Genomic DNA, 20234 nt, shown 5'->3' on the forward strand with positions numbered 1-20234 from the left:
TTATAAAAATTATCTGTATCCATACAAGGAGTTTGTTATGTCTTTTGATTTAATTATTAAGAACGGTACTGTTATTTTAGAAAATGAAGCTCGCATTGTTGATATTGCCGTCCAGGCAGGAAAAATCGCCGCCATTGGCGAGAATCTGGGTGAGGCGAAGCAGGTCATGGATGCGACGGGTCTGGTGGTTTCACCTGGCATGGTTGATGCGCATACCCATATCTCTGAGCCGGGTCGTACCCATTGGGAAGGGTATGAGACGGGGACGCGTGCCGCGGCAAAAGGCGGTATCACCACGATGATCGAAATGCCTCTCAACCAGCTACCCGCGACAGTGGATCGTGAAACCATCGAGCTGAAATTTGATGCGGCCAAAGGCAAATTGACCATTGATGCCGCGCAGCTTGGCGGTCTGGTTTCATATAACCTCGATCGTCTGCACGAGCTGGATGACGTCGGTGTTGTCGGTTTCAAATGCTTCGTTGCCACCTGTGGCGACCGCGGTATCGATAATGATTTTCGCGACGTGAACGACTGGCAGTTCTTCAAAGGCGCGCAGAAGCTGGCGGAAATGAACCAGACGGTACTGGTGCATTGCGAAAACGCGCTCATCTGCGACGAGCTTGGCGAGGAGGCTAAACGCGAAGGTCGTGTGACGGCGCATGATTATGTGGCCTCACGTCCGGTATTTACCGAAGTGGAAGCGATTCGTCGGGTGCTGTATCTGGCGAAAGTCGCCGGTTGTCGCCTGCATGTCTGCCATATCAGCAGCCCGGAAGGCGTGGAAGAAGTGACCCGTGCCCGTCAGGAAGGTCAGGATGTGACCTGCGAATCCTGCCCGCATTATTTCGTACTGGATACCGATCAGTTTGAAGAGATTGGCACCCTCGCGAAATGCTCTCCGCCAATCCGTGATCTGAAAAATCAGCAAGGTATGTGGGAAAAGCTGTTTAACGGCGAGATTGACTGCCTGGTTTCCGACCACTCTCCATGCCCGCCGGAAATGAAGGCTGGCAATATCATGCAGGCGTGGGGCGGCATTGCCGGACTGCAGAGCTGCATGGACGTTATGTTTGATGAAGCCGTGCAAAAACGCGGCATGTCGCTGCCGCTGTTCGCAAAATTAATGGCAACCAATGCCGCCGATATTTTTGGTCTGAAGCAGAAAGGACGTATTGCACCGGGTAAAGATGCCGACTTCGTCTTTATTCAACCGGACAGCAAATACGTTCTGAAGAACGAAGACCTGGAATATCGCCACAAAGTCAGCCCGTATGTTGGCCGTACGATTGGCGCGCGCATTACTAAAACCATTCTGCGTGGTGATGTTATTTATGACATTGAGCAGGGTTTCCCGGTATCGCCTAAAGGTCAATTTATCCTTAAACATCAACAATAATGTGATGTGAATTAATGCCCGTCATATTGGCGGGCATTCTCTATTCTAAGGTATGAATATGCTTCCTGTTATTAACCGCGAAAGTTTGTTATCCGGCTTTCAGTGGTTTTTCTTTATTTTTTGTAATACGGTCGTGGTCCCGCCAACGCTGGTTTCTGCTTTTCATCTCCCTGTGAGCAATCTGCTAATGCTCACGCAGTACGCTTTTTTAACGACGTCTCTTGCCTGTCTTGCGCAGGTTATTTGTGGCCATCGCCGCGCCATTATGGAAGGACCAACCGGTTTGTGGTGGGGAACCATACTGACGATTACGCTGGCTGAGGCATCACGCGGAACACCACTCAATGATATTGCTACCAGCCTGTCTGTTGGAATTGTGATTTCCGCTGTTCTGACGATGATTATCGGCTTTAGTGGCCTGGGGCATCGATTAGCCGGGCTCTTTACCCCAACGGTGATGGTCTTTTTTATGCTGCTGCTTGGCGCGCAGTTGACCACTATATTTTTTAAAGGCATGTTGGGGTTGCCCTTTGGCATTGCGGATACCAGCGTCAAAATTCAACTGGCGCCCTTTAGCCTGGCAGTTGCTGTGATGTGCTTCATCCTTGCGATGATCATCTTTTTACCACAGCGGATCTCACGCTATGCCCTGTTGGTAGGGGCGATAGTGGGATGGGGTCTGTGGCGATTGTGTTTTCCATCAATAACCTTGCCGTCCGGTGAATTAAGCTGGCAGTGGTTCCCGTTAGGCAGTCACGGCAGACTGTTGCCGGGCATTATTCTGACGGCAGTTATCACCGGTCTGGTGAATGTCAGTAATACCTATGGCGCGGTGCGCGGCACGGACGTCTTTTATGCACAACAAGGCTCCAGCAGCTCGCGTTATCGCCGCAGTTTTATTATTTCCGGTTTTATGACGTTGGTGACAGTACCTTTTGCCGTTATTCCATTTTCACCCTTTGTCTCTTCTATCGGCCTGTTAACACAGACCGGCGATAGCTCGCGAAAATCATTTATTTGCGGCAGCGTATTATGTTTATTCGTGGCAATGGTTACGCCACTAACCCGTTTATTTTGCGCCATTCCGTTGGCGATCAGCAGTGCCGTGATGCTGGTTTCTTATCTTCCGCTGCTTTATTCCGGTTTGGTATTTAGCCAGCAAATCACATTTACCGCACGGAATATTTATCGACTGGCGCTCCCGCTATTTGTCGGCATTTTTTTGATGGGACTGCCTCCGGTTTATTTACAAGATCTTCCGTTGGCTATTCGGCCATTACTGAGCAATGGCTTGCTGGTAGGGATTTTACTGGCGGTGCTTATGGAGAATCTCATTCCATGGGAACGCATTAAATAACATGATGAAAAAGGATTGATGATGAAAATTGTAATTGCGCCAGATTCATTTAAAGAGAGCTTAAGCGCTGACCAATGCTGCCAGGCAATTAAAGCTGGATTTTCGGCCATATTCCCGGATGCAGAATATATTTGTTTACCGGTTGCTGATGGCGGAGAGGGAACTGTGGATGCAATGGTGGCGGCGACAGGAGGAAAAGTTATCTCTGTGGAAGTCTGCGGGCCGATGGGGGGACAGGTAAAGGGATTTTATGGCCTGACCGGGGATGGTAAGACCGCAATTATTGAAATGGCGGCGGCGAGTGGGCTGATGCTGGTCGAACCGCAGGCGCGCAATCCATTGCTGGCCTCAAGTTACGGCACTGGTGAGCTGATTCGCCATGCGCTGGATGCTGGTATTCGCCATATTATTCTTGGTATTGGCGGGAGTGCGACGGTTGATGGAGGTATAGGGATGGCACAGGCGCTTGGCGTTCGTTTTCTGGATGCGCAAGGTAAGTCATTAAGTGCTGGGGGTGGGAGTCTGTCTCGCCTTGCACACATCGACCTGCAACAGTGCGATCCGCGGCTGAAAGCGTGTCGAATTGACGTTGCCTGTGACGTCGATAATCCGCTGGTTGGTCCGCGCGGTGCTGCAAGGGTATTTGGCCCGCAGAAAGGGGCTACGCCTGAGATGGTTGAGATGCTGGAAGAAGGGCTACTCAACTATGCCCGTGTGCTGCAAACCCTGACCGGTGAGGATGTTGCTCAGATGCCTGGCGGTGGGGCGGCTGGAGGAATGGGGATTGCTGCAGTTATCTTCCTGCAGGCCAGTATGAAACCCGGGATCGAGATTGTGCTGCAGGCTGTACATCTGGAGCGGGCAATCAAAGATGCGGTGCTGGTTATCACCGGCGAGGGACGTATTGATTCACAAACGGTCGGTGGCAAAGCGCCAATCGGCGTAGCGTCGGTGGCCATGCGGCATCACGTTCCCGTTATTGGTATTGCTGGGGTGTTGGGCGACGGCGTAGAGGTGGTGCACAGCCATGGTATCGATGCGGTATTCAGTATTCTACCGCGACTCGCGCCGTTAGCAGAAGTGCTGGCGAGCGGTGAAACTAATCTCTATCACTGCGCGCGTAATATCGCTTGTGCGATGAAACTGGGTCAGGCGATGACTCTGCGTTAAGCATAAAAAAAGCCACGGTATATACCGTGGCAAAACCCAACATAGCTAAATAAAAAAAAGTATCAGGAGGACTGCACGCTGTTAAATCTCGACATCCCGGTTGCAATCTTTGGAGTAGATGTAGCTGAATGCTTCACCACGACCCACGCCGTATCCGGCCTGCAGGGAATAAGCGCCCATAAAGATGTAGTCGCCTTTTTTCACCGGGATCCACTGATTGTCGAGGTTATAAACTCCCTGGCCTGAAAGAATATAAGCGCCGTGTTCCTGGACGTGTGTTTCGATATAACCGTGGCTGGCGCCCGGCTCGAACGACAGAATGTGCATATTCATATCGAAACCCAATTCTTTAGGCAGGAAATCCAGCAGAATCACGTCATCCATACCTTCGTAATGGATGCGTTCTAACTGATTGGCGTTACCGGAGACCAGCCACGGCGCATGGCCCACTACGGGGATGTAACGACGTTTGTATAAAAACAGCTGGCTGTCTTCAGCCTGAGCATTGCTAAAGGTGAGCAGCTCGCCTGGCGGGCAGTACAGATATCCACCCTGCGTTAAAGTGAATGTTTTACCTTCCGCTTTTGCCTCAATTTTGCCGGAAATAACATAAACGAACGTTTCAATGCCTTCGCCGCCGAAACCGCTCTGGTTGCCCCCGTTCTGATGTACCGTCACCAGATAATCAACAAACGACGCGCCCAGTTTTGGCGTTGAGAGGATGGTGACGTCACAGTTTTCAAAACCCGGAATGATATTTTTAACCAGTCCATCGGGGGTTAAGAGGGCAAAGTTACCGTGTTTTACAATTGCGCGGTTAGCCAATAAATCATCGCGGTAACCCGTGACGTTATTCAGATATCCCATTGTTGACTCCTTATTTTTGCCAGGCAAGTTGATGAAGCATTAATGCCAGAGTTTTGACCCCTTCGGCAAGGTCGTTAATATTTGTGCGTTCAGCGGGGTTGTGGCTGATACCGTTAATGCTGGGAATGAATATCATGCAGGTCGGCACCCGGGGCGCGAAAATCTGCGCATCATGGCCCGCGCCACTATGCATCACGCGATAGTTCAGCTGTTCCTTTTCACACAGTTTGGTGAGGGTGGCGACCAGTTTGCTATCCATCGGAACTGGCGTTTCGTCCATCCACAAATCGATATCAATGCCGATATCCATTTCGTCGCAGATGGCGCGCATGTCATTTTCCAGTTGCTGAGTAAAATCACGCAGCACTTCGGCGTCGGTATGACGGCAATCGATGGTGAAGGTCGTTTTTCCCGGCACTACGTTGACAGTGTTTGGCTGCGGCTCAACTTTGCCAAAGGTCAGAACCAGAGGATCGCCATGTTTTTTGGCTTTCTCAATCGACTGGCTACAGATACGGCTGAAGGCGTAAACAGTGTCGCGACGGTAGCTCAGCGGCGTTGTACCTGCATGGTTAGACTCGCCATTCAGCGTTACCGTATAGCGACGCTGCCCGACAATCGCGCTGACGACCCCGATAGACTGACCATTGCTTTCAAGCACGCACCCTTGCTCGATATGTAATTCAACAAAGGCTTTGATGTCACTGCGAGCGTGTAGTGGTTCTGTGGGGAGGGTAAATCCGCAGGCGTTCATCGCATCAACAAAGCGTGTGCCTTTGGCGTCCTGGATGTTGCGGACATCATCGGGATTTGCCAGTCCAAAAATGTTCTTGCTGCCCCAGAAAACATACGGGAAACGGCTACCTTCTTCTTCAGCCATGGAGACCACTTCGACCGTTTTCAGTGGAGCGCCGTAGGTTGTCTTAAGCCAGTCAATCGCTAACCACGCCGCCAGCGCGCCAAACTGGCCGTCAAGATTGCCGCCGTTAACGACGGTGTCAATATGCGAGCCGCTTAAAATGACCTGTTCCGGGGATTCGCTCCCGCGCAGGCGACCATATAAATTGCCCACTTCATCAAAGCGCGTTTCCAGGCCGCTGGCATCCATACGCTTTTTGAATTGCTGTTGTGTTTCAAGCCATTCTGGCGAATACAGCAAGCGCGTCATCCCACCGGTAGGATCTGCGCCAAAGGAAGAGAGCCAGGGAAGGGATTCTTCTATTGCGTGACGAAAATGGTTGATCATATGAAATTCCTGTTTCAATAATTATTGTGCAAAGGGATTCTTTGTTTCGTATGACTTGATATAGAGAGCATCGGAAATCAGGTATTGATAAATATCGTCAACAATGTCGATACCATGAATCGCAGCATTGCGTTGATTAATATCTTGATCCTGTCCGGGATAATAAACCTGTTTAAAACCAGGTGCAGGAGCAACGGCATTTAACTCTTGCATGGTCTGGCTGAGATGCTGACGAAATAATTGGCTGGAGGAGAAAAATTCGGGGTTTATTACTAAATGCAGTTGGCCTAAATTACGTCCAGCATGCAGATCTTCATACATAGAACTGACCTGACGACCAAACGGTAACCCCAACAGGATGCCGGATAACACATCGATCATCATCATCAGACCATACCCTTTTGGTCCGGCCGCGGGTAGCAACGCATTGACTGCAAAAGGATCGGCTGTAGGTGCGCCATTTTTATCGACAGCCCAGGTATCCGGGATCGGTTCATTGCGTGAGCGGGCATCCAGAACTTTGCCCCAGGCCTGCACCGTCGTCGCCATATCGAAGGTCATGATATCGTCGCCAACCCCAGGCGCTGCGAAGGCTAACGGATTGGTTCCGTAGTAAATTTCCGCGCCGCCGAACGGTACGACCATTGGATCGGACTGGCAAATGGAGAGGCCAATCAAGCCTGCACGGGCGGCTTGCTGGACAAAGTAAGAAATGGCTCCGCTGTGTCCCATTCTGCTAATGCCGACCACGGCGACGCCATTTTTTTTAGCAATTTCAATTGCATGCTCCATACCCATCTTTGCTGCGACTTGCCCGGCGGCATTATCGGCATGTAAAATCGCTGTGCAAGGACCGGTGTCTTCAAAACGAAAGGTGGGTTCGCGGTTGGTGCCGCCTTTTGAAATGCGCTCGGCATAGTATTCAACACGAACGGCGCCATGAGAATGAATGCCTCTGGCATCGGCATAAACCAATACCTCGGCAACCGTTGCGGCGTGCTCTCGTTTTAGTCCGGCCTTGCAAAGCTTATTCTCGATAAGCTGGTGGAGTGTTTCCCGACTGATTTTCATCTGTCTTCCTTTTTAACGACGGTGTGAAGCATGACTGCCGTTAACATACCGGGAAAATAAATCTAATATGTGATCCAGACAGGCAAAAAAATATAGTTAGAATTTATTTGATAATCATTGCTGATTTGCCATTTCTTTTTAAATAAATAATGCCGTTAGAAAATAACATGTAATCCTCCTGTGGTTATTAAAATTCTTTTGCTAATGATCTGTGTGTGATGCCAGTCACTCTATTTGTGATGTTGGATATATACCTTGAGTTCCACATTAACACTACTCGTGCAATTGCCATGGGTGCAATTATTAAGGGGTTGTTATGATCCACGCCTTTATTAAAAAAGGGTGTTTTCAGGACTCTGTCAGTTTAATGATCATTTCACGTAAGCTGAGTGAGTCCGAAAATGTAGACGATGTATCGGTCATGATGGGAACGCCGGCGAATAAATCGTTACTGGAAACGACCGGGTTTTGGCATGACGATTTTAATCAGGCTACGCCGAATGATATTTGCGTGGCTATTCGTACTGAAGCGGCGGATGAGAGTATTACGCAGGCCATTTTGCAACAGCTGGATGAGTCGTTGCAGCAACTGGCGCAGGCTACCGGGGGAAGCCAAACGCTACTGCAGGTCAGACGCTGGGAAAGTGCGTGTCAGAAATTGCCTGAGGCGAATATGACGCTAATTTCTGTTGCTGGTGAATACGCGGCAGAACTGGCGAACCAGGCGCTGGATCGCAACCTGAACGTCATGATGTTCTCCGACAACGTCACGCTGGAAGATGAAATCAATCTCAAGCGCCGCGCACAAGATAAAGGTCTGCTGGTGATGGGACCGGATTGCGGAACCGCCATGATCGCCGGTACGCCGCTGGCTTTTGCCAACGTAATGCCGGAAGGCAATATTGGTGTGATAGGCGCCTCCGGCACAGGGATCCAGGAGCTCTGTTCACAGATAGCGCTGGCCGGGGAAGGCATCACTCACGCCATCGGGCTGGGCGGACGCGATCTGAGCGCTGAGGTGGGGGGCATTAGCGCACTTACCGCGCTGGAGATGCTCGGTACAGATGATAAAAGCCAGGTGCTGGCTTTTGTGTCTAAACCACCGGCGGAAGCTGTTCGTCAGCGTATTGTCACGGCGATGAAAGCCACGGGAAAACCCGTTGTGGCCCTGTTTTTAGGTTACACCTGCACAGCGGCCCGTGATGAAAACGTCTGGTTTGCATCGACGCTGGATGATGCGGCCCGTCTAGCCTGTTTACTGGCGCGAGTCACGGCGCGACGCTGCGCGCTTGCTGCCACGGGAGATGGACTGATCCGTGGGCTATATACCGGAGGAACGCTGGCTGCCGAAGCGGCGGGACTGCTGGCTGCACATCTTAACGTTGCTGCGGATGCTCAGCATCATCACGGCATGATGCTGGATGCCGCCGGGCATCAGATTATTGACCTGGGGGATGATTTTTACACCGTCGGGCGGCCGCATCCGATGATCGATCCTGCACTACGTAATCAGCTTATTACGGATCTCGGTTCGCAGCCGCAGGTACGGGTGTTATTGGTCGACGTCGTGATTGGTTACGGTGCGACGGCAGACCCTGCGGCATCACTGGTTCAGGCCTGGCAAAAGGCATGTGCTGCCCGAAACATCGAGCAACCGCTGTTTGCGATTGCGACGGTGACCGGTACAGAACGCGATCCGCAGTGTCGTTCACTGCAAATCGCCACGCTGGAGGACGCCGGTATCGCTGTAGTGAGTTCACTGCCTGAGGCAACTCTGCTTGCCGCCGAACTTATTCGGCCATCTCGACCGTTATCTCATCAATCCGCACCTTCTCTACTGGAAAAAGTAGCGGTCATTAATGCCGGGTTACGCAGTTTTGCACTGGATTTACAGGCGGCAGAAAAGCCTGTGGTGCATTACCAGTGGGCGCCTGTCGCTGGCGGTAACAAAAAACTGGCTCGTTTATTAGAACGTTTGCAATAAGGGGTTCCAATGTTTACATCAGTGGCGCAAGCCAATGCTGCAGTAATCGAACAAATTCGTCGTGCGCGCCCGCACTGGCTGGATGTGCAACCCGCGTCCTCGTTAATCAGCGAACTCAATGAAGGAAAAACGCTGCTTCATGCAGGACCGCCAATGCATTGGCAAGAGATGACCGGCCCGATGAAAGGGGCCTGCATTGGTGCATGCCTTTTCGAAGGGTGGGCCAATGATGAAATGAGCGCGCTGGCATTACTGGAGCAGGGGAAAATCAATTTTGTACCTTGCCATCACGTTAATGCCGTGGGGCCAATGGGCGGAATCACCTCTGCCAGCATGCCGATGCTGGTGGTGGAAAACATCACTGAAGGGAACCGGGCTTACTGCAATCTCAACGAAGGCATTGGCAAAGTGATGCGTTTCGGCGCATACGGAGAAGATGTCCAGCAGCGTTTACGCTGGATGCGCGATGTCCTGATGCCAGTCTTAAGCGCAGCGTTGGGCACTTTGGAGCAGGGTATTGATTTGACCGCCATGATGGCGCAGGGCATTACGATGGGGGACGAGTTCCATCAGCGCAACATTGCCTCTTCAGCCCTGCTAATGCGAACCCTGGCACCGAAAATTGCCCGTCTGCAACATGATAAGCAGCAGATTGCTGAGGTAATGGATTTCCTCAGCGTAACCGACCAGTTCTTCCTCAACCTGGCGATGGCTTACTGCAAAGCAGCGATGGACGCCGGAGCGATTGTGCGTTCTGGCAGTATTGTGACGGCGATGACCCGTAATGGCGACATGTTCGGAATTCGGGTGAGCGGACTTGGCGATCGCTGGTTTACCGCACCTGTTAACACACCGCAGGGACTGTTCTTTACTGGTTTTTCACAGGAGCAGGCAAACCCGGATATGGGCGATAGCGCCATCACCGAAACTTTTGGCATTGGCGGTGCAGCGATGATCGCCGCACCTGGCGTCACGCGTTTTGTCGGTGCCGGAGGGATGGAAGCCGCGAAATCCGTGTCCGAGGAGATGGCGGAAATCTATCTGGAGCGCAATATGCAGCTGCAGATCCCCGGCTGGGATTTCCAGGGGGCCTGCCTGGGACTCGATATCCGTCGCGTGGTCGAAACGGGGATTACGCCGCTGATCAATACCGGTATTGCGCATAAAGAGGCCGGTATTGGCCAGATTGGCGCGGGAACCGTCCGTGCGCCGTTAGCTTGCTTTGAGCTGGCCCTGGAAGCGCTGGCTGAAAGCATGGGCATTAGCTAAAAGGGGGGCGCATGATGATCATCCATCCTCTGCTCGGCAGCCAGCAGTCTGCGGATTTTCGCCAAGTATGGCAGTTGTCCGGCATCTGGCGGCGCGCGATTAATCTTGTGGCCGAAAGCGGCGCACTGTTGACGTTGCACCGCCAGGGTAGCGGCTTTAGCCCGGGAGGATGGGTGATCCGTACGCATGACTTTGATGCGCTGCGTACGGCGTTACGTGGGAGTGAAACCCCTCTGGCTGTCCCTGGGGGGATCCAGTTGGGGCCATTTTTGCTGTGCCAGCCGCAGCGTCGCTGTTCATTGAGAATAACTTACCGTCCACATTCCCCGCGCCTTGCACCCGACTGGATGGAGCGCGGCGAGGAAACGGGATTGTTCGGGCCATTAATGCTGGCGGCAAACCTGCCTTTGTGCCCCGAGCTACGTCAGTTCCGCCACTGCTTTTTCTCGGCGCTTGCGGGGATGCCGACAGACTGGCGACAGTGGTTAGGCAAAGGGCCCGGTTTAACGCCCAGTCATGATGATACATTGACTGGCATGCTGCTGGCGGCCTGGTATTTCGGCGCGCTGAATAAGGTTTCCGGTCACCGTTTCTTTGATGATTCCGGCTACCTTGAGCAGGCGACGACTGTGGTTAGCGTGAGCTACCTACGCTACGCGGCATCAGGTTACTTCGCTTCACCTTTACTCCACTTCACCCATGCTTTGCGTCGCCAGGAAAGGCTGGACACAGCGATAAATTCGCTGCTGGCGCTTGGGCATACCTCCGGTGCAGACACCCTGTTGGGGTTCTGGATTGGGCAACAAATCATAGAAGGATAGGGAATGAAAACGCTGGTTGTTGCTCTTGGTGGCAACGCATTATTGCAGCGCGGCGAGGCGCTGACCGCAGAAAATCAATATCGTAATATTGCCAGCGCCGTACCTGCCCTGGCGCGTCTGGCGCGCTCGTACCGTCTGGCTATTGTACATGGCAACGGACCGCAGGTTGGCCTGCTGTCGTTACAGAATCTTGCCTGGAAGGAGGTCGAGCCTTATCCATTAGATGTGCTGGTTGCCGAGACTCAGGGCATGATTGGTTATATGTTGGCCCAGAGCCTGACCGCTGAACCGGAGATGCCGCCGGTGACCACGGTGTTAACACGGATTGTTGTGTCAGAGGACGATCCTGCGTTTATGGCACCGGAGAAATTTATCGGCCCGGTATATTCGCCCGAAGAACAAACGCAACTGGAAGCCACCTACGGCTGGCATATGAAGCGTGACGGCAAATACCTGCGGCGCGTTGTCGCTTCGCCAGAACCTCGCCAGATTGTAGAAAGCGATGCCATTAAGCTCTTACTTAAAGAAGGGCATGTGGTAATTTGCAGCGGGGGAGGCGGCGTACCTGTTACTGGCGAAGGATTAGGGTCTGAAGCGGTCATTGATAAGGATCTGGCTGCGGCGTTGCTGGCTGAACAGATTGATGCTGATGGTCTGGTCATTCTGACCGATGCCGATGCGGTCTATGAAAACTGGGGGACGCCGGAGCAGCGCGCGATTCGTCAGGCCTCTCCTGATGAACTAGCGCCGTTTGCTAAAGCCGATGGTTCGATGGGACCAAAGGTCACCGCCGTCAGCGGATATGTGAAACGACGTGGGAAACCGGCCTGGATTGGCGCGTTGTCACGTATTGAAGATACGCTGGCGGGCAAAGCCGGAACCTGTATCCGTCTGTAAAAAATGGGCGGCGTGTGTAAACACGCCGCCCATATCGGCTTATTTCAGCGTTGACTGCGCCCAGATAATACCGCTGGCATATTCCGGCGGCAGCAGAGGGATAAGCGCTTCCAGCGTCGCGCTAAGACGCGCGGTATCGCTGTCGCTCAGGTTCAGGTGTCCCACTTTACGCCCTTCACGCACCTCTTTGTCATACCAGTGCAAATGCACCAGCGGCAGCTTCAGCCAGTCGTAGTTCAGGTCGCTACCAATCAGATTTACCATCACCGAAGGAGTGTTCACTACCGGCGTGGGTAACGGCAGGTTGGTAATGGCGCGCAGGTGCAGCTCAAACTGGCTGATGCTGGCACCGTTTTGCGTCCAGTGCCCGCTGTTGTGCACGCGTGGAGCCAGTTCGTTAATCAGCAGACCTTCCGGGGTGATGAAACATTCCATCGCCATCACGCCGACATAGCCCAGCTCCTGCATGATGGCTGAGAGCATCGCTTCGGCCTGTTTCTGCTGTTTGCCGTTAGCCTGCGGGAAGACCACGCTGGTGCGCAGAATGCCGTCCTGGTGCAGGTTATGGGTCAGCGGATAGAAGACGGTGCGACCGTCGTGCGCACGAGCGCCAACCAATGAGACTTCACCAGAGAAGTTGATTCCCTGCTCAACGATGCACTCGCCGTAGCAGTCGTCCGGCAGTTGTTCGGTTTCATTTGCGCGCAAACGCCACTGCCCACGACCGTCGTAACCGCCGACGCGACGTTTCACGATCGCCAGCTCACCGAGTTTGTCGAATACTGCAGGCCATTCGCTTTTATCCGCCAGCAGTTGCCACGGCGCAGTTGCCAGGCCGAGCTTGTCAAAAAGCTGCTTTTGCGTCAGACGGTCGGCAATAATCGGGAAAACGTCGCGGTTGACAAATGCCGGGTGGCGCGCGAGCTCGCGGGTGAGCGCCGTTTCCGGCCAGCGCTCAATCTCAGCGGTGATCACGCTTTGCTGAAAAGGGACCGCTGCTGGTTCGGCATCCAGCCCGACGGGCCAGACCGCAATGCCCAGCGGCTCACCGGCCTGGCGCAGCATGCGCCCTAGCTGACCGTTACCGAGTACGCAGACCTGCTTCATGCCGCACCTCGCGGGTCCGGATTCTCCAGCACCTCGTCGGTTTGTGCTTTGCGCCAGTCGTTCAGACGCTGGTGTAATGCTTTGTCGTGTGTTGCCAGAATTTGTGCTGCCAGCAGGGCCGCATTTGCCGCGCCCGCTTTGCCGATAGCCAGCGTTCCGACCGGAATACCGCGCGGCATCTGTACGATGGAGTAAAGGCTATCTACGCCGCTCAGCGCCGCGCTTTGCACCGGGACGCCTAAAACAGGCACCAGCGTTTTCGCCGCAATCATGCCCGGCAGATGCGCAGCGCCACCAGCACCGGCAATGATCACCTGATAGCCGTTCTCTTCTGCGCTTTCGGCGAAGCTAAACAGCTTGTCAGGGGTGCGGTGGGCGGAGACGACTTCAACATGATGCGGCACGTTCAGAATTTCGAAGATTTCGGCGGCGAACTGCATGGTAGCCCAGTCGCTTTTGGACCCCATCACGATGGCGACACGCGCCGGGTTATTGCGGGAAGACATGCGTCTGAAAACTCCTGTGATGCACTACACTCGACTTTTGAGGCCACAGAGAATAGCATAATTCGCCGTCAAGGAAAACGATTGCGCGCTTTACACTTCACCCTTCAGGCAGCCTTTGTAGTTGGCTACATCGCAACGAGTTTTGTGTAAAGAGGAACTGGATATCTGCGGAATTAAAACGGAAATGCGATCAGTTCAACGTCATCTGGCGTGACTTTGATCATCGACCCTTCGGTGTGCCATGCGCCTAATACCACGCGGAAAGCGGGTTGCTCATTGGCCGTAAGCTCGTGGACTGCCGGGCGGTGGGTGTGGCCGTGAATTAACCACTGGACCTGATGCTTTTCCATCTCGGTGATGACAGCCTGCGGATTCACATCCATGATCGCCAGTGACTTGCTGCTGTTGGCCGCTTTGCTGTTGGCGCGCATTTTCGCGGCGATACGTTGGCGAACGAACAGAGGTAGGGAGAGGAACAGCTTTTGTAGCCAGGGTTGATGTACTTTGGCGCGAAACGCCTGATAGCCTGCATCGTCTGTACACAAAGTGTCGCCATGCATGATCAATACCTTGCGGCCATACAGGTTGAGTACTTTTTTCTCAGGCAGCAAGCTCATGCCGCTTTCACGGGCAAAACGTTTGCCGAGCAGAAAATCTCGGTTGCCGTGAATAAAAAAGCAGGGAACGCCGGAATCAACCAGTGATTTTATCGCCGCGGCTATTTCATGATGCAGTGGGGTTGGGTCGTCGTCGCCAATCCAGGCTTCAAACAGGTCGCCGAGAATGTACAGTGCATCAGCTTTTCGCGCATCACCGGCTAAAAAACGCAGAAAACCGGCGGTGATCGCCGGTTCTTCTGTGCAGAGGTGAAGATCTGCAATAAACAGTGTCGTCACGATTACTCGCTGACGGTCACGTTTTCGATGATGACGTCTTCTTTTGGCACATCCTGGTGCATACCGCTGCGACCAGTGGAAACGCCTTTGATTTTATCAACCACGTCCATGCCTTCAACAACTTCAGCAAACACGCAATAACCCCAACCCTGCATGCTTTCGCCGGAGAAGTTCAGGAAGTCGTTGTCTGCAACGTTGATGAAGAACTGTGCGGTTGCGGAGTGCGGAGCCTGAGTACGCGCCATCGCCAGCGTACCACGGGTGTTTTTCAGACCGTTGTTCGCTTCGTTTTTGATCGCTTCTTTCGTGGCTTTTTGCTTCATGCCCGGTTCGAAACCGCCGCCCTGGATCATGAAACCGTTAATAACACGGTGGAAAATGGTGTTGTTGTAAAAACCTTCGCGGCAGTAGTCCAGGAAGTTTTTAACTGTTTCAGGCGCTTTATCATCAAACGTTTTGATTACGATATCGCCGTGATTAGTGTGGAAAGTAACCATTTTTGCATCCTGTTCCGATAGATTGGTGCTTCGACCCCGTGAAGGGTCAGAGTTAGGGGTGTGTTATAGCATAACCGCAAGCTGCGATCACCTCGCAAAGTGTGCTGCTTCCGGTCTAAATTATGGGTATTATACAGACTTTACTATCCACACACGTCTACACGGAATCTTCGATGTTAAAAATCTTTAATACACTGACGCGCCAAAAAGAGGAATTCAAACCTATTCATGCCGGGGAAGTCGGCATGTACGTGTGTGGTATTACCGTTTACGATCTCTGTCATATTGGCCACGGACGTACCTTCGTTTCTTTCGACGTTGTCGCGCGCTATCTGCGCTTCCTCGGCTATAAGCTGAAGTATGTGCGCAATATTACTGATATCGATGACAAAATCATCAAGCGCGCGAATGAAAACGGTGAGAGCTTTGTGGCGTTGGTCGACAGAATGATCGCGGAAATGCATAGCGATTTCGACGCGCTGAATATTCTGCGCCCGGATCTGGAGCCGCGCGCTACGCACCATATCGCTGAGATTATTGAAATCACTGAACAGCTGATTGCCAAAGGTCACGCATATGTCGCTGATAACGGCGACGTGATGTTCGACGTGCCGACTGACCCGAACTATGGTCAGCTGTCACGCCAGGATCTGGATCAGCTGCAGGCGGGCGCACGCGTTGATGTGGTTGATGTGAAGCGCAACCCGATGGACTTCGTGCTGTGGAAAATGTCCAAAGAAGGCGAGCCGAGCTGGCCGTCTCCGTGGGGCGCGGGTCGTCCTGGCTGGCACATCGAATGTTCGGCGATGAACTGCAAACAGTTGGGCAACCATTTTGATATTCATGGCGGTGGTTCGGATCTGATGTTCCCGCACCATGAAAACGAAATCGCTCAGTCCACCTGTGCGCATGACGGTGAATACGTTAATTACTGGATGCACTCTGGGATGGTGATGGTTGACCGGGAGAAAATGTCCAAATCGTTGGGCAACTTCTTTACCGTGCGTGACGTGCTGAAATACTACGACGCCGAAACCATTCGCTACTTCCTGATGTCTGGTCATTACCGTAGCCAGTTAAACTACAGCGAAGAGAACCTGAAGCAGGCGCGCTCTGCACTGGAGCGTCTGTATACCGCGCTGCGCGGCACCGATAAGTCCGTTGCCCCAGCCGGTGGCGAAGCCTTTGAAGCGCGCTTTATTGAAGCGATGGACGATGACTTCAATACGCCGGAAGCCTACTCCGTGCTGTTTGATATGGCGCGTGAGGTTAACCGCCTGAAGGGTGAAGATATGGCGGCGGCTAACGGTATGGCTTCGCATCTGCGTAAGCTTTCCAGCGTGCTGGGCCTGCTGGAACAGGAGCCCGAAGCATTCCTGCAAAGCGGTGCGCAGGCGGATGACGGTGAAGTTGCTGAAATTGAAGCGTTAATCCAGCAGCGTCTGGATGCCCGTAAAGCCAAAGACTGGGCGGCAGCTGACGCCGCGCGTGACCGTCTCAATGAGATGGGTATCGTGCTGGAAGATGGCCCGCAGGGCACTACCTGGCGCCGTAAGTAATGATATTGATTGCCGGATGGCGGCTCGCGCCCTGTCCGGCAATCAATTTACGAATGTCGGTCGGATAAGACGCTTGTCGTATCCGGCAAATTAATATTTCCGATACCACCACAGCACCCCCATCATCATAACTCCCGGTAGCCATACCCATATCAACTCCGAAATTATCACCTGGTGCCCGTATGGTGTGGCGTAGCGTGATAGCGCAAACGGGGCGACTTTAATCACCTGCCACGGTGCAAAGAAGCGTTCATCCGACCACGGCCACAGCCAGCCGACGCCTTTGCCGCCAGTGGTGACCGAATCCAACAGGCTGTGCGACAGCAGTGAAACCGTCAGGAATAGCCAGCAGCGAATTAATCCTGCCTTAAACCATCGTCGACCCATCCATACGCAGAGCAGCGGTACCACGAAGGCGAACAGCAGCGAATGGGTAAAACCGCGGTGACCAAACACGTTGCCGTAGGCGACGCCAAGCTTAAACGACAGTACGTCGGCATCCGGCAGCATAGCCAGAATGACGCCAGTAAACAGTAATTGCGGGGGGATGACTTTACGCCCGAGACCTAATCCTAAACAGAGTGGAACGGCAGCGTGGGTAACGATTGTTGGCATGATGATCGCTTCATGTGGAAAAACAACATGCTAACAGTTCACTGTGAAGTGGTGATGAAGTCATTATCTGAAAACGAGAGAGGAAGTGGCCGGACAGGGGTTAACCTCATCCGGCTCCTGGGATCACGCCACGACGTTAATGCTGTGGCCTTCAAAGCTGACGGTCTGTCCGGCAACGATTTTGCAGCGTTTACGCGTTTCTACCGCACCATCGACCTTCACTAACCCTTCGCCAATAGCAATTTTTGCCTGGGCGCCGCTTTCGCTCCAGCCTTCCAGCTTCAGTAAATCGCAGAGTTCAACGTGTGGGTGTTTACCCAGTGAAAATGTCGCCATCTTAAACGTCCTTTACATCATGATATTCAACACACGCCTGCAGCGTGTTTTCGATAAGTGTGGCGACCGTCATTGGGCCTACGCCGCCGGGTACCGGCGTGATATATGACGCGCGTGCGGCAGCATCTTCAAAGACCACATCGCCAACAACCTTACCATTCTCCAGACGGTTGATGCCGACATCAATCACAATCGCACCTTCTTTGATCCACTCGCCGGGAATAAAGCCAGGTTTGCCGACGGCAACAATCAGAAGGTCTGCATGCTCTACATGGCGACGCAGATCTTTGGTGAACCGGTGGGTGACGGTGGTGGTGCAGCCAGCCAGCAGCAGCTCCATGCTCATCGGGCGGCCAACAATATTCGACGCGCCAATAACGACCGCATTCAGACCGTAGGTGTCGATATTGTAACGCTCAAGCAGAGTCACAATACCGCGCGGAGTACACGGGCGCAGGCGCGGCGCACGCTGGCACAGGCGACCAACGTTATACGGGTGGAAACCGTCAACGTCTTTATCCGGCGCAATACGCTCGAGAACTTTAACGTTGTCGATACCCGCAGGTAACGGTAGCTGGACCAGAATACCGTCGATGGTGGTATCTGCATTGAGCGTATCGATCAGCTCGAGCAGCTCCGCCTCGCTGGTGGTTTCAGGCAGGTCATAGGAGCGGGAGACAAACCCCACCTCGTCACAGGCTTTGCGTTTACTCGCGACATAAATCTGCGAAGCCGGGTTGCTACCTACCAGCACAACAGCCAGGCCTGGGGCGCGTAATCCAGCCGCTAAACGCGCCTGAACTTTTTGAGCAACCTCAGAGCGCACCTGCTGCGCAATCGTTTTACCGTCAATAATCTTTGCTGCCATCAGAGAGAGGATTCCGTCTGTTACGTTAAATCGAAGGGGATGCCGCTATTTTGTCAGAAGCGGGACGTGCTGTCAGTTTTCGTTTGCATTTTTACGTGCGTCAGGGGGCGTCACGATCTGCGAATGGGGTCAGTACAGAGGCTTAAGCCTTACGGATAATTAATGAGCATGCTAATTAAAATTAACGTGAATGAAACAACTCATCACCCTGGTATATTCAGGGGTAATGCGCCACAAACCAGTCTGTTACGGTTAATTATGAGGGATTTTACCTCATTCCCACCCAGATTTTTCCTAGGTCCCATTAAGAATTAGCCAGGGTCATTAAAAGGATTTGCAGGTATTTTTCATTAATTGAAATGTTTAATTTATCGCTGTGACGAATAGTCATATTCGCGAGGAATAATTAGTGAATCAAATACTCAGGAGAATTGGGGTAAAAGGTTAGCTAATTCTCATGCGATATATATCTTTACAGGATGCAGAGATAATTAGCCTGACATTTAATGTCGATAATGATTCAAACGGATCCCGCAGGATGCTGGAGCCGGATGTGTGTAATTCAAGGGAAATCCATGAAACGTAAATTAATGACCTCTTCTGTTATTGCCAGCCTGATGTTAGTCGCCGGTGCAGCGGTTGCAGCCGATCCGGTAAGCGTTAGCGGCGGTACTGTGCATTTTGAAGGTGAACTGGTCAATGCAGCCTGTGCAGTCAGTACTCAGTCATCTGATCAGGTTGTGACGTTAGGCCAGTATCGTACTGCCAGTTTTGCCGCAGTGGGTGACACTACAGCACAAATTCCGTTCTCTATCGTGCTGAACGACTGTGACCCGAACGTTGCCGCAACTGCAGCCGTTGCTTTCTCTGGCCAGTCCGATAATACCAATAACAACCTGCTGGCCGTCTCTTCTGCAGACAACGGTACAACTGCGGGCGGTGTTGGGATTGAAATTCTGGACAATACGTCCACCGCGCTGAAGCCGGATGGCGCAACCTTCTCTACCGCTCAGGCGCTGGTAGAAGGGACCAACACCCTGCGTTTCTCTGCACGTTACAAAGCCACTGCCGCAAGCGCAACGCCGGGTCAGGCAAATGCCGACGCGACATTCATCATGAAGTACGAATAAGCCGTTTTGATTTGCGCAAGGATGACGTTCGCCTCAATGGATGAGGCAATATCCGGGGATGATGAAGGATGCGGCAGATGATAGGGAAAGGCGTGGCGCTGGCGGGAATGCTGTGCGTAATGCCTGTGCTTTCACATACGGTAATACTGGAAAGTGGCCGCGTTCACTTACGGGGGCAGCTCGTCAACGGCGCCTGTACGGTCGCCACTGACAGTCAGGATATGCGGGTGCAAATGGGGCAGTATCGCACCAATGCTTTCTCTGGGACGGGAAGCTTCGCCTCTACCAGCGTACCGTTTTCACTGCGCTTAACGTCGTGCAGCTCCGATGTTTATGACCATGTTGGGATTGCGTTTGCGGGCGTGACGCCAGCGGAAGATCCGCAGGTTTTTCTTGCCAGCGGCGATGCGTCTGCGGCTTCGGGGATTGGCCTGGCGTTATTTGACGAGCGCCAACGGCAAATTATACCGAATGCCCTGCCGCTTCATTATGCGCCGATTATAACGCAAGAGATGACGTTTCATTTTACTGCCCGCTATCGGGCTGTCTCGGAAAATATAACGCCGGGAACGCTTCGCTCAGACGTGTGGTTTACGTTGGTTTATCCCTGATTTATTTCCCAACGATAATCGCATCAAA

The 20234-nt window shown here is 52.8% G+C and carries 20 protein-coding genes; 10 read left to right on the forward strand and 10 right to left on the reverse strand.

Annotated elements, in window-relative coordinates; genetic code table 11:
* Positions 1-37: 37 nt before the first annotated feature.
* Genes allB through glxK form a run of 3 tightly spaced genes read left to right on the forward strand, consistent with a single transcriptional unit; the run spans position 38 to position 3926 of the window.
* Positions 38-1399: an allantoinase AllB gene (allB, locus tag OGV65_RS17980; protein ID WP_104652290.1), complete on the forward strand. Its 1362-nt coding sequence runs from the start codon at positions 38-40 to the stop codon at positions 1397-1399.
* 58 nt (positions 1400-1457) lie between these two features.
* Positions 1458-2756 carry a uracil/xanthine transporter gene (locus OGV65_RS17985; RefSeq protein WP_286455296.1) on the forward strand — a complete coding sequence of 433 codons (1299 nt, stop codon included), beginning with the start codon at positions 1458-1460 and terminating at the stop codon, positions 2754-2756.
* A 21-nt stretch (positions 2757-2777) separates the two neighbouring features.
* On the forward strand, positions 2778-3926 hold the full coding sequence (gene glxK / locus OGV65_RS17990) for a glycerate 3-kinase (RefSeq protein WP_286455336.1): 1149 nt from the start codon (positions 2778-2780) through the stop codon (positions 3924-3926).
* Between the two features lie 81 nt (positions 3927-4007).
* Here glxK and allE read toward each other — a convergent pair whose 3' ends face one another.
* Genes allE through allD form a run of 3 tightly spaced genes read right to left on the reverse strand, consistent with a single transcriptional unit; the run spans position 4008 to position 7110 of the window.
* On the reverse strand, positions 4008-4793 hold the full coding sequence (gene allE / locus OGV65_RS17995) for a (S)-ureidoglycine aminohydrolase (protein WP_181220717.1): 786 nt from the start codon (positions 4791-4793) through the stop codon (positions 4008-4010).
* Positions 4794-4803: 10 nt separating this feature from the next.
* Complete coding sequence (allC, locus tag OGV65_RS18000) at positions 4804-6039, reverse strand: allantoate deiminase (RefSeq protein WP_200107506.1); 1236 nt, start codon at positions 6037-6039, stop codon at positions 4804-4806.
* 21 nt (positions 6040-6060) lie between these two features.
* Positions 6061-7110 (reverse strand): ureidoglycolate dehydrogenase, encoded by a 1050-nt coding sequence (allD, locus tag OGV65_RS18005; protein ID WP_286455297.1) that lies wholly within the window; start codon positions 7108-7110, stop codon positions 6061-6063.
* 316 nt (positions 7111-7426) lie between these two features.
* Here allD and OGV65_RS18010 point away from each other — a divergent pair, with 316 nt between their 5' ends.
* From OGV65_RS18010 to OGV65_RS18025, 4 genes are read left to right on the forward strand one after another with little or no spacing between them, the layout of a single operon-like run.
* A complete protein-coding gene (locus OGV65_RS18010; protein WP_200107508.1) occupies positions 7427-9094 on the forward strand; it encodes an acyl-CoA synthetase FdrA in 1668 nt (555 codons plus the stop codon).
* 9 nt (positions 9095-9103) lie between these two features.
* The gene (locus OGV65_RS18015) at positions 9104-10363 is read left to right on the forward strand and encodes a YlbE family protein (protein WP_181220713.1); all 1260 of its coding nucleotides are present in this window, start codon (positions 9104-9106) and stop codon (positions 10361-10363) included.
* Between the two features lie 11 nt (positions 10364-10374).
* Positions 10375-11184, forward strand: a complete 810-nt coding sequence (locus OGV65_RS18020) for an oxamate carbamoyltransferase subunit AllH family protein (RefSeq protein WP_200107509.1) — start codon at positions 10375-10377, stop codon at positions 11182-11184.
* A gap of 3 nt (positions 11185-11187) precedes the next feature.
* Positions 11188-12081 carry a carbamate kinase gene (locus tag OGV65_RS18025; RefSeq protein WP_126955892.1) on the forward strand — a complete coding sequence of 298 codons (894 nt, stop codon included), beginning with the start codon at positions 11188-11190 and terminating at the stop codon, positions 12079-12081.
* 39 nt (positions 12082-12120) lie between these two features.
* Here OGV65_RS18025 and purK read toward each other — a convergent pair whose 3' ends face one another.
* From purK to ppiB, 4 genes are all read right to left on the reverse strand, one after another.
* The gene (purK, locus tag OGV65_RS18030; RefSeq protein WP_286455298.1) at positions 12121-13188 is read right to left on the reverse strand and encodes a 5-(carboxyamino)imidazole ribonucleotide synthase; all 1068 of its coding nucleotides are present in this window, start codon (positions 13186-13188) and stop codon (positions 12121-12123) included.
* On the reverse strand, positions 13185-13694 hold the full coding sequence (gene purE / locus OGV65_RS18035; protein WP_016152120.1) for a 5-(carboxyamino)imidazole ribonucleotide mutase: 510 nt from the start codon (positions 13692-13694) through the stop codon (positions 13185-13187). The genes purK and purE overlap by 4 nt, the downstream gene beginning before the upstream one ends.
* A 173-nt stretch (positions 13695-13867) precedes the next feature.
* Entirely contained in the window at positions 13868-14590 is a 723-nt protein-coding gene (gene lpxH, locus OGV65_RS18040; RefSeq protein WP_046276062.1) for a UDP-2,3-diacylglucosamine diphosphatase, read from the reverse strand.
* A gap of 2 nt (positions 14591-14592) precedes the next feature.
* Complete coding sequence (gene ppiB / locus OGV65_RS18045; RefSeq protein ID WP_003021875.1) at positions 14593-15087, reverse strand: peptidylprolyl isomerase B; 495 nt, start codon at positions 15085-15087, stop codon at positions 14593-14595.
* 173 nt (positions 15088-15260) lie between these two features.
* Between ppiB and cysS the strand changes: the two genes are divergently transcribed.
* Complete coding sequence (cysS, locus tag OGV65_RS18050) at positions 15261-16646, forward strand: cysteine--tRNA ligase (RefSeq protein WP_006685638.1); 1386 nt, start codon at positions 15261-15263, stop codon at positions 16644-16646.
* A gap of 90 nt (positions 16647-16736) precedes the next feature.
* Here the strand turns inward: cysS and OGV65_RS18055 are convergent, their stop codons facing one another.
* From OGV65_RS18055 to folD, 3 genes are all read right to left on the reverse strand, one after another.
* Positions 16737-17261, reverse strand: coding sequence for a metal-dependent hydrolase (locus OGV65_RS18055; RefSeq protein WP_046276061.1), 525 nt, complete (start codon positions 17259-17261; stop codon positions 16737-16739).
* 123 nt (positions 17262-17384) lie between these two features.
* The gene (gene ybcJ, locus OGV65_RS18060; protein ID WP_016152124.1) at positions 17385-17597 is read right to left on the reverse strand and encodes a ribosome-associated protein YbcJ; all 213 of its coding nucleotides are present in this window, start codon (positions 17595-17597) and stop codon (positions 17385-17387) included.
* A gap of 1 nt (position 17598) precedes the next feature.
* Entirely contained in the window at positions 17599-18465 is an 867-nt protein-coding gene (gene folD, locus OGV65_RS18065; protein WP_003021887.1) for a bifunctional methylenetetrahydrofolate dehydrogenase/methenyltetrahydrofolate cyclohydrolase FolD, read from the reverse strand.
* 575 nt (positions 18466-19040) lie between these two features.
* Here folD and fimA point away from each other — a divergent pair.
* Together fimA and fimI are read left to right on the forward strand one after the other, a co-directional pair.
* The gene (fimA, locus tag OGV65_RS18070; protein WP_032931075.1) at positions 19041-19595 is read left to right on the forward strand and encodes a type 1 fimbrial major subunit FimA; all 555 of its coding nucleotides are present in this window, start codon (positions 19041-19043) and stop codon (positions 19593-19595) included.
* 77 nt (positions 19596-19672) lie between these two features.
* The gene (gene fimI / locus OGV65_RS18075) at positions 19673-20206 is read left to right on the forward strand and encodes a type 1 fimbrial protein subunit FimI (protein ID WP_016152126.1); all 534 of its coding nucleotides are present in this window, start codon (positions 19673-19675) and stop codon (positions 20204-20206) included.
* Positions 20207-20234: the final 28 nt, after the last annotated feature.

Origin of the sequence: Citrobacter sp. Cb004 (assembly GCF_030337065.1) — a bacterium.
GTDB classification, from domain to species: Bacteria; Pseudomonadota; Gammaproteobacteria; order Enterobacterales; family Enterobacteriaceae; genus Citrobacter; species Citrobacter braakii.

What these genes read in the sequence shown, in the direction of transcription:
- folD (WP_003021887.1), bottom strand. Translation starts at nt 18,465, where the DNA reads ATGGCAGCAAAGATTATTGACGGTAAAACGATTGCGCAGCAGGTGCGC.
- allD (WP_286455297.1), bottom strand. Translation starts at nt 7,110, where the DNA reads ATGAAAATCAGTCGGGAAACACTCCACCAGCTTATCGAGAATAAGCTT.
- ybcJ (WP_016152124.1), bottom strand. Translation starts at nt 17,597, where the DNA reads ATGGCGACATTTTCACTGGGTAAACACCCACACGTTGAACTCTGCGAT.
- OGV65_RS18010 (WP_200107508.1), top strand. Translation starts at nt 7,427, where the DNA reads ATGATCCACGCCTTTATTAAAAAAGGGTGTTTTCAGGACTCTGTCAGT.
- ppiB (WP_003021875.1), bottom strand. Translation starts at nt 15,087, where the DNA reads ATGGTTACTTTCCACACTAATCACGGCGATATCGTAATCAAAACGTTT.
- OGV65_RS18025 (WP_126955892.1), top strand. Translation starts at nt 11,188, where the DNA reads ATGAAAACGCTGGTTGTTGCTCTTGGTGGCAACGCATTATTGCAGCGC.
- allE (WP_181220717.1), bottom strand. Translation starts at nt 4,793, where the DNA reads ATGGGATATCTGAATAACGTCACGGGTTACCGCGATGATTTATTGGCT.
- fimI (WP_016152126.1), top strand. Translation starts at nt 19,673, where the DNA reads ATGATAGGGAAAGGCGTGGCGCTGGCGGGAATGCTGTGCGTAATGCCT.
- fimA (WP_032931075.1), top strand. Translation starts at nt 19,041, where the DNA reads ATGAAACGTAAATTAATGACCTCTTCTGTTATTGCCAGCCTGATGTTA.
- cysS (WP_006685638.1), top strand. Translation starts at nt 15,261, where the DNA reads ATGTTAAAAATCTTTAATACACTGACGCGCCAAAAAGAGGAATTCAAA.
- allC (WP_200107506.1), bottom strand. Translation starts at nt 6,039, where the DNA reads ATGATCAACCATTTTCGTCACGCAATAGAAGAATCCCTTCCCTGGCTC.
- glxK (WP_286455336.1), top strand. Translation starts at nt 2,778, where the DNA reads ATGAAAATTGTAATTGCGCCAGATTCATTTAAAGAGAGCTTAAGCGCT.
- OGV65_RS18055 (WP_046276061.1), bottom strand. Translation starts at nt 17,261, where the DNA reads ATGCCAACAATCGTTACCCACGCTGCCGTTCCACTCTGTTTAGGATTA.
- purE (WP_016152120.1), bottom strand. Translation starts at nt 13,694, where the DNA reads ATGTCTTCCCGCAATAACCCGGCGCGTGTCGCCATCGTGATGGGGTCC.
- OGV65_RS17985 (WP_286455296.1), top strand. Translation starts at nt 1,458, where the DNA reads ATGCTTCCTGTTATTAACCGCGAAAGTTTGTTATCCGGCTTTCAGTGG.
- OGV65_RS18015 (WP_181220713.1), top strand. Translation starts at nt 9,104, where the DNA reads ATGTTTACATCAGTGGCGCAAGCCAATGCTGCAGTAATCGAACAAATT.
- purK (WP_286455298.1), bottom strand. Translation starts at nt 13,188, where the DNA reads ATGAAGCAGGTCTGCGTACTCGGTAACGGTCAGCTAGGGCGCATGCTG.
- OGV65_RS18020 (WP_200107509.1), top strand. Translation starts at nt 10,375, where the DNA reads ATGATGATCATCCATCCTCTGCTCGGCAGCCAGCAGTCTGCGGATTTT.
- allB (WP_104652290.1), top strand. Translation starts at nt 38, where the DNA reads ATGTCTTTTGATTTAATTATTAAGAACGGTACTGTTATTTTAGAAAAT.